Below are 6,293 nucleotides of genomic sequence, written 5' to 3'. Positions count from 1 at the left end.
GGCGCACTGGCTGTCGGTCGCCCTGGCCGGCGCGCTGCTGGGCCATGCGCTGGTCCTCGCCGTCCGGCTGACCGGCATCGCCTACGTGGCCGGCCCGGGCGATCTGTCGCTGTTCAACCTGGCCTTCTACGCGCCACTGTTCCTCGCCGGCCTGGCGCTGTGGCACCGGCCGGCCTGGTTGCGGGCCTGGCTGTCGACACCGCTCTGGCTGTTGCCGGTCGCGGCCTTCGCGGCCAACTGGGGCGACGCCGCCAGCAACACGCTGCTGCATCCGCTGGCCCGCGAGGCGGCGCTGGCGGTGGAGCTGCTGGGCATCTGGATCGCGACCGGCGCCGCGGTCGGCGCACTGGGCCGTCTGCGCGCCGGCCCGCGCGGCCGGTTCGGCCGCATGCTCTCCGAGGCGAGCTACACGATCTTCCTGGTCCACCACCTGCTGGTGGTGGCGCTGGCGCTGCTGCTGCTGCCGCTGGATTGGCCGGCGGCCGCCAAGTTCGCGCTCATCGCGCTGACCACGCTGGGGTTGAGCCTGGCGATCCACCGCTGGCTGGTGCGGCCTTTCGCCCTCATGCGGCTGCTCTTCAACGGCCGCACGCCCGCTCCCGAGGCCGAGCGCCCGGTCACGCCCGCGCCGGGCCGCGCCTGATCCGGCGCCGACCCGCGCGGCCGTCCGCCGCGGCGGTCAGTGGGTGTCCAGGACCGGGAAGCCCTTGACCAGGTCGTCGATCGCCTTGACCTGCTGCAGGAAGGGCTTGAGCTGGGACAGGCGCAGCGCGCTGGGACCGTCGCACAGCGCCTTCTCGGGCTCGGGATGGGCCTCCAGGAACAGGCCGGCCAGGCCGATCGCCATGCCGGCGCGGGCCAGTTCGGTGACCTGGCCGCGACGGCCGCCCGAGGCGGCGGCGCCGGATTCGCGCTGCTGCAGCGCATGGGTCACGTCGAAGATCACCGGCTTGCCGCCGCTGACCTGCTTCATCACGCCGAAACCCAGCATGTCCACGACCAGGTTGTCGTAGCCGAACTGGGCGCCGCGGTCGCACAGCATCACATTCGGATTGCCGCCTTCCTCGAACTTCTCGACGATGTTCTTCATCTGCGGCGGGCTGACGAACTGCGGCTTCTTGATGTTGATCACCCGGCCGGTCCTGGCCAGCGCGATCACCAGGTCCGTCTGCCGGGCCAGGAAAGCCGGCAGCTGCAGCACGTCGCAGACGGCGGCCACCTCGGCCGCCTGGTGCGGCTCATGCACGTCGGTCAGCACCGCGACGCCGTGCGCCTTCTTCACCGCCTCGAAGATCTTCAGGCCGGCCTCCAGGCCGGGGCCGCGGTAGCTCTTGATCGAGGACCGATTGGCCTTGTCGAACGAGGCCTTGAAGACGTAGGGAATGCCCAGTTCACGGGTCACGCGCAGGTATTCACCGCACACGTCGACCGCGAACTGCTCCGACTCGAGCACGTTGACACCGCCGAACAGCACGAACGGCTGGGCGTTGTCGACCACGATGTCATTGATCTTGACCATCTCGATTCCGATTCCCTCAGGCGAAGGCGCGGAGTATCCCATAGGGCCCTTTGGCCCCCGGCTCCGGAGGGGCCGCACGCCCCCCCTTGTTGAAGGGGCCGGGAGGGCAAGGTCGGGCGGTCGATCACGCCCGTCGGGAATCGGCTGACACCACATTCGGCGGGTTGCCTTCCCGAGTTTCGTGCGACCTCCGATGTTTTATTTCGAATATCGAACCCGAGTATCTCGCTCCCTGCGGCGAGTATGTAACCAAGGGCAATAACCCCTCGATCCGAGACTTCCGTCGGGCTGTCAACCCTCGACCTGAATGTTTCAAACGGTACGTCGCTGCGACCGCTGAATATTCCCGGAATCGCCCCACCCCGGCCGACTTCCTCTCTGGAAAAACCACCGGCGGACTCCGCATACTGAGTCATGGCCGCAACACCTGCCTGGCGAGGCAGGAATGAAGCAGTCAATTTCCGGGGTGCCAACATCCAGTAACAAGAATCCCGCCCGACGAATGCAGCGCAGCGTCGGCGCGGAAGAAGAAGAGATCGCCGGCATTTACTCGTCAACGCGCTCCGTGCATTTTCAGCAGTTCGAAACATCATGACGAAAACCTCTTCTTCCTTTGGAATCTCCGCCGGCCTGAACGCCTGCGCGCTCGCGGCCGGCCTGCTGCTGGCCGGTTGCGGCGGTGGCGGTGGCACCGGCGACACCAGCGTTGCCCCGCTCGCGCTGGAAACCCCGCCGACCGCCGCGTCCGCCCCGGCCGCCGTCGCCACGACGCCGGCCTCGTCGGCCAGCGAGGCCGTCGCCGGCGTCTCGGTCCTGGCGGCCGATGTCATCGCCCGCCCGTCCGCGATCGCCGCCTGCACCACCGGCAACTTCGGCAGCTTCCAGCGCCCGTTCAGCCCGGATTCGCCGTGGAACAGCCGCCCGATCGGCGCGGTGCTGGGCACCGCGACCATCCCGACCTCGACCTATTACCCGTCCGTGGACAGCGGCACCTGGTCGAGCGCCGCCTTCGAGGCGTCGGAAACCGACCCGCCGATGGTCGTGACCGGCACCAACACGCAAGGCGTGTGGGACCCGGACAGCGAGGTCTACCGTCCCAGCATCACCATCCCGCACTGGCCGGCGCAGACGCAGCCGGCCACCGGCAGCGATGGTCACGCCGAGATCGTCGACGCCGCCGCCGGCGTCATCCACTCGTTCTGGGGCCTCAAGCAGGTCAACGGCGCCTGGGTCACGAACCAGTACGCCTGGACGCCGCTGGCCGGACGGGGCATGGGCGATCCGTCGCATTACTACCAGGGCGCGCGCGCCGCGGGCGTGTCGACGATCGGCGGGCTGATCCGCATCCATGAGGCCAACGACGGCGCGGCCAGCTACAGCCACGCGCTGGCGATGTCGCTGGACTTCACCGGCCTGAGCAACAGCCCGACCTACCGCTTCCCGGCCACCTCGGCGGATTCGAATGCGGCCACGACCAACAGCGGCCAGATCCCGATGGGCTCGCTGCTGATGCTGCCGGCCAGCTTCGACGCCCAGGCGCTGGCCACGCCGGAGCTGCGCAAGATCGCCGAGACGCTGAAGAAGTACGGTGCCTACGTCGTGGACCGCAACCACGGCACGCCCTTCGTCATCTACGTGGAAATCGGCGCCGACCTCAAGCTGCACAAGAACGGCTGGAGCAGCAGCACGGCCACCGACCTCGACACCATCCGCGCCGCGCTGCGTCCGCTGGAGAGCGCGGCCTGGTGGGTGGACGGGAACAACAAGAACAGCAGCACGGTGACCAGCACCGCGATGAACCTGCTGTCGATGCGCGGCGCCTGGTGGCGCACCAAGGGCACGGTCAGCGGCGAGTTCGATACCTGGCGCCAGGCGCTGGTCTTCCCCGCGACGACCACGCTGATCGAGCAGGCCAATGCGACCGGCCGTGCGATGAACCCGGTCAGCTGGGCGCTGCCCGTGGCCGGCGATCCGTATCGGCTCACCGTCGCGGGCACCGGCGGCGCGACCTTCCGCATGACGATCGCCGACCGCCAGACGGGCGCCACCGTCTACGACACCGGCTACCTGGCCGACGGTGCGGTGCTCAACTTCACCTGGCCGGCGGGCACCAGCTTCAAGGTCACGACCTGGGGCCGCAGCGGCACCGCCAATGTGGAATCGACGCTGCGCCCGACGCTGGTCCGCGTCAGCGGCGCGACGGGCAGCGTCTGCGCTTCCTGATCCTCGCGGGTTGAAGTGACAACGCCGCGTCCCTTGCGGGACGCGGCGTTGTCGTCTTGGTGGGGCGACCCCGGGCGAACGCCCGGGTCGGTCGCGGTTCAGTCCGACTTGCGCGTGCCGCGGCCGATGGCGTGATGCTCGATGCCCAGCGTCGACATCAGCGCCGGCTCGTACAGGTTGCGGCCATCGAAGACCACCGGCTGCTTGAGCTCGGACTTGATGCGGTCGAAGTCCGGCGTGCGGAACTCCTTCCACTCGGTCACGATGACCAGCGCATCCGAGTCCGCCAGCGCATGCTCCGCACGCTCGCAGAAGCTCACGCCCTGGACCTGGGCGAGCATCTTGCTGGCCTCGCTCATCGCCACCGGATCGTAGGCCGCGATCGCCGCGCCGCGCTTGACCAGTTCCTCGATGATCACCAGCGACGGTGCCTCGCGCATGTCGTCGGTGTTGGGCTTGAAAGCCAGGCCCCACAGCGCGAAGCGCTTGCCTGCCAGGTCCTCGCCGAATCGCGCCACGATCTTGTCCACCAGCACCAGCTTCTGCCGGTCGTTGGCTTCCTCGACGGCGTTCAGCACCTTCAGTTCCTGGTCGTGCTCCCGGCCGGTGCGCACCAGCGCCTTGACGTCCTTGGGGAAGCACGAACCGCCGTAACCGGCGCCCGCGTACAGGAACTGGTAGCCGATGCGCGGGTCCGAGCCGATGCCCCGGCGCACCAGCTCGATGTCCGCGCCGACCTTTTCCGCCAGCAGCGCCAGCTCGTTCATGAAGCTGATGCGCGTGGCCAGCATCGCATTGGCGGCGTACTTGGTGAACTCGGCGCTGCGCACGTCCATCACGAAGAGCCGGTCGTGGCTGCGGGTGAACGGCGCATACAGCGCGCGCATCATCAACGTGGCCTGCTCGTCGTCGGAGCCTACGACGATGCGGTCCGGCTTCATGAAGTCCTCGATCGCCGCGCCTTCCTTCAGGAACTCGGGGTTGGACACCACCGCGAAGCCGACCTTGGCATCGCGCCTGGCCAGCTCCTCGGCAATGGCTGCGCGGACCTTGTCCGCGGTGCCCACCGGCACCGTGCTCTTGTCGACGACGACCTTGTAGTCGGTCATGCGCTGACCGATCGAGCGGGCCGCGGCCAGCACGTACTGCAGGTCGGCCGAGCCGTCCTCGCCCGGAGGCGTGCCCACCGCGATGAAGAGGATGGTGCCGTGGTTGACCGCCGCGTCGACATCGGTCGTGAACTGCAGGCGGCCGGCCTCGACGTTGCGCTTGACCACCGCGTCCAGGCCCGGCTCGTGGATGGGGATGCCGCCCTCGTTGAGGATGCGGATCTTCTCGGCGTTCACATCCAGGCAGACCACGTGGTTGCCCATCTCGGCCAGGCAGGCGCCGGTGACCAGGCCCACGTAGCCGGTGCCGATCGTCGTGACTTTCATTCCAGTACTCCTATTGAATCAACGGGGACGGACCGACGCGCCAGTCCGCCTGGGATCTCATTGCTTGAAGTAGTCGCGGTACCAGGCGACGAAACGCCGGATGCCCTCGGGCACCGGCATCGCCGGGCGGAAGCCGGTCCAGTCGGCCAGCTCCTCGACGTCCGCATGCGTGGCCGGGACATCGCCGTCCTGCAGCGGCAGGAACTCCTTGATCGCCTCGCGGCCCACCGCCTGCTCGATCGCCGCGATGAAGTCCATCAGCGGGATCGGCGCGTGGTTGCCGATGTTGAACACGCGATACGGCGCGTTGGAGCGCGCCGGATCCGCCTTCGCCGGGTCGTAGGCCGGGTCGGGCGTGGCGCTGCGGTCGAGCACCCGCACCACGCCTTCGGCGATGTCGTCGATGTAGGTGAAGTCGCGGATCATCTTCCCGTGGTTGAAGACCTTGATCGGCTCGTTCGCCAGGATCGCCTTGGTGAACAGGAACAGCGCCATGTCGGGCCGGCCCCAGGGACCGTACACGGTGAAGAAGCGCAAGCCGGTCGTGGGCAGGTTGAACAGATGGCTGTAGGTATGCGCCATCAGCTCGTTGGCCTTCTTCGTCGCGGCGTACAGGCTCACCGGGTGGTCCACGCCGTGGTGCTCGCTGAAGGGCATCAGCGCGTTGCCGCCGTAGACGCTGGAGCTGGACGCGTAGGCCAGGTGCTGCACGCCGGTGTGGCGGCAGCCCTCGAGGATGTTGGTGAAGCCGACGATGTTGGCGTCGATGTACGCATGCGGGTTCACCAGCGAGTACCGCACACCGGCCTGCGCCGCCAGGTGGACGACGCGATCGAAGCGGTGCTTCGCGAAGAGGTCGGCGATACCCTGGCGGTCGGCCACGTCCATGTGCACGAACTCGAAGCCGGGGCGGCCGTTCAGGCGCGCCAGCCGGTCGTGCTTGAGCCGCGGGTCGTAGTAGTCGTTGAGGTTGTCCAGGCCGACCACCTGATCGCCCCGCGCCAGCAGGATCTGGCTGACATGCATGCCGATGAAGCCGGCGGCGCCGGTGACGAGGATCTTCAAGCGCACTCCCGCGATTCAATGAAGGCAACGCCGGCCATTCTCCATGACTC

At 68.2% G+C, this 6,293-nt stretch carries 6 protein-coding genes; 3 read left to right on the top strand and 3 right to left on the bottom strand.

The window, feature by feature from the left end; all coding sequences use genetic code 11:
- Nucleotides 1-643, top strand: a 643-nt coding sequence (locus CS062_RS26305; RefSeq protein ID WP_497006789.1) for an acyltransferase family protein, incomplete at its 5' end; no start/stop codon positions are given.
- Nucleotides 644-679: 36 nt separating this feature from the next.
- On the opposite strand, the gene kdsA is transcribed toward CS062_RS26305, so the two are convergent.
- Entirely contained in the window at nt 680-1,519 is an 840-nt protein-coding gene (kdsA, locus tag CS062_RS20795) for a 3-deoxy-8-phosphooctulonate synthase (RefSeq protein ID WP_099863465.1), read from the bottom strand.
- Nucleotides 1,520-1,964: 445 nt separating this feature from the next.
- Here kdsA and CS062_RS26300 point away from each other — a divergent pair, with 445 nt between their 5' ends.
- Together CS062_RS26300 and CS062_RS20790 are read left to right on the top strand one after the other, a co-directional pair.
- Nucleotides 1,965-2,114: a hypothetical protein gene (locus CS062_RS26300; protein ID WP_158238855.1), complete on the top strand. Its 150-nt coding sequence runs from the start codon at nt 1,965-1,967 to the stop codon at nt 2,112-2,114.
- Nucleotides 2,111-3,742, top strand: coding sequence for an Atrophin-1 multi-domain protein (locus CS062_RS20790; RefSeq protein ID WP_199174306.1), 1,632 nt, complete (start codon nt 2,111-2,113; stop codon nt 3,740-3,742). The genes CS062_RS26300 and CS062_RS20790 overlap by 4 nt, the downstream gene beginning before the upstream one ends.
- Nucleotides 3,743-3,840: 98 nt before the next feature.
- Here the strand turns inward: CS062_RS20790 and CS062_RS20785 are convergent, their stop codons facing one another.
- Complete coding sequence (locus CS062_RS20785) at nt 3,841-5,178, bottom strand: UDP-glucose dehydrogenase family protein (protein WP_099863464.1); 1,338 nt, start codon at nt 5,176-5,178, stop codon at nt 3,841-3,843.
- Between the two features lie 57 nt (nt 5,179-5,235).
- A complete protein-coding gene (locus CS062_RS20780) occupies nt 5,236-6,243 on the bottom strand; it encodes an NAD-dependent epimerase (RefSeq protein ID WP_099863470.1) in 1,008 nt (335 codons plus the stop codon).
- Nucleotides 6,244-6,293: the final 50 nt, after the last annotated feature.

The organism is Roseateles chitinivorans (genome assembly GCF_002761755.1).
GTDB classification, from domain to species: Bacteria; Pseudomonadota; Gammaproteobacteria; order Burkholderiales; family Burkholderiaceae_C; genus Roseateles; species Roseateles chitinivorans.
The sequence above is the reverse complement of the archived record's forward strand: the minus strand, read 5'-3'. Positions and strand labels throughout refer to the sequence as shown.

Excerpts from the sequence above, each read along its gene's own strand:
- kdsA (WP_099863465.1), bottom strand. The coding sequence starts at position 1,519 with ATGGTCAAGATCAATGACATCGTGGTCGACAACGCCCAGCCGTTCGTG.
- CS062_RS26300 (WP_158238855.1), top strand. The coding sequence starts at position 1,965 with ATGAAGCAGTCAATTTCCGGGGTGCCAACATCCAGTAACAAGAATCCC.
- CS062_RS20790 (WP_199174306.1), top strand. The coding sequence starts at position 2,111 with ATGACGAAAACCTCTTCTTCCTTTGGAATCTCCGCCGGCCTGAACGCC.
- CS062_RS20785 (WP_099863464.1), bottom strand. The coding sequence starts at position 5,178 with ATGAAAGTCACGACGATCGGCACCGGCTACGTGGGCCTGGTCACCGGC.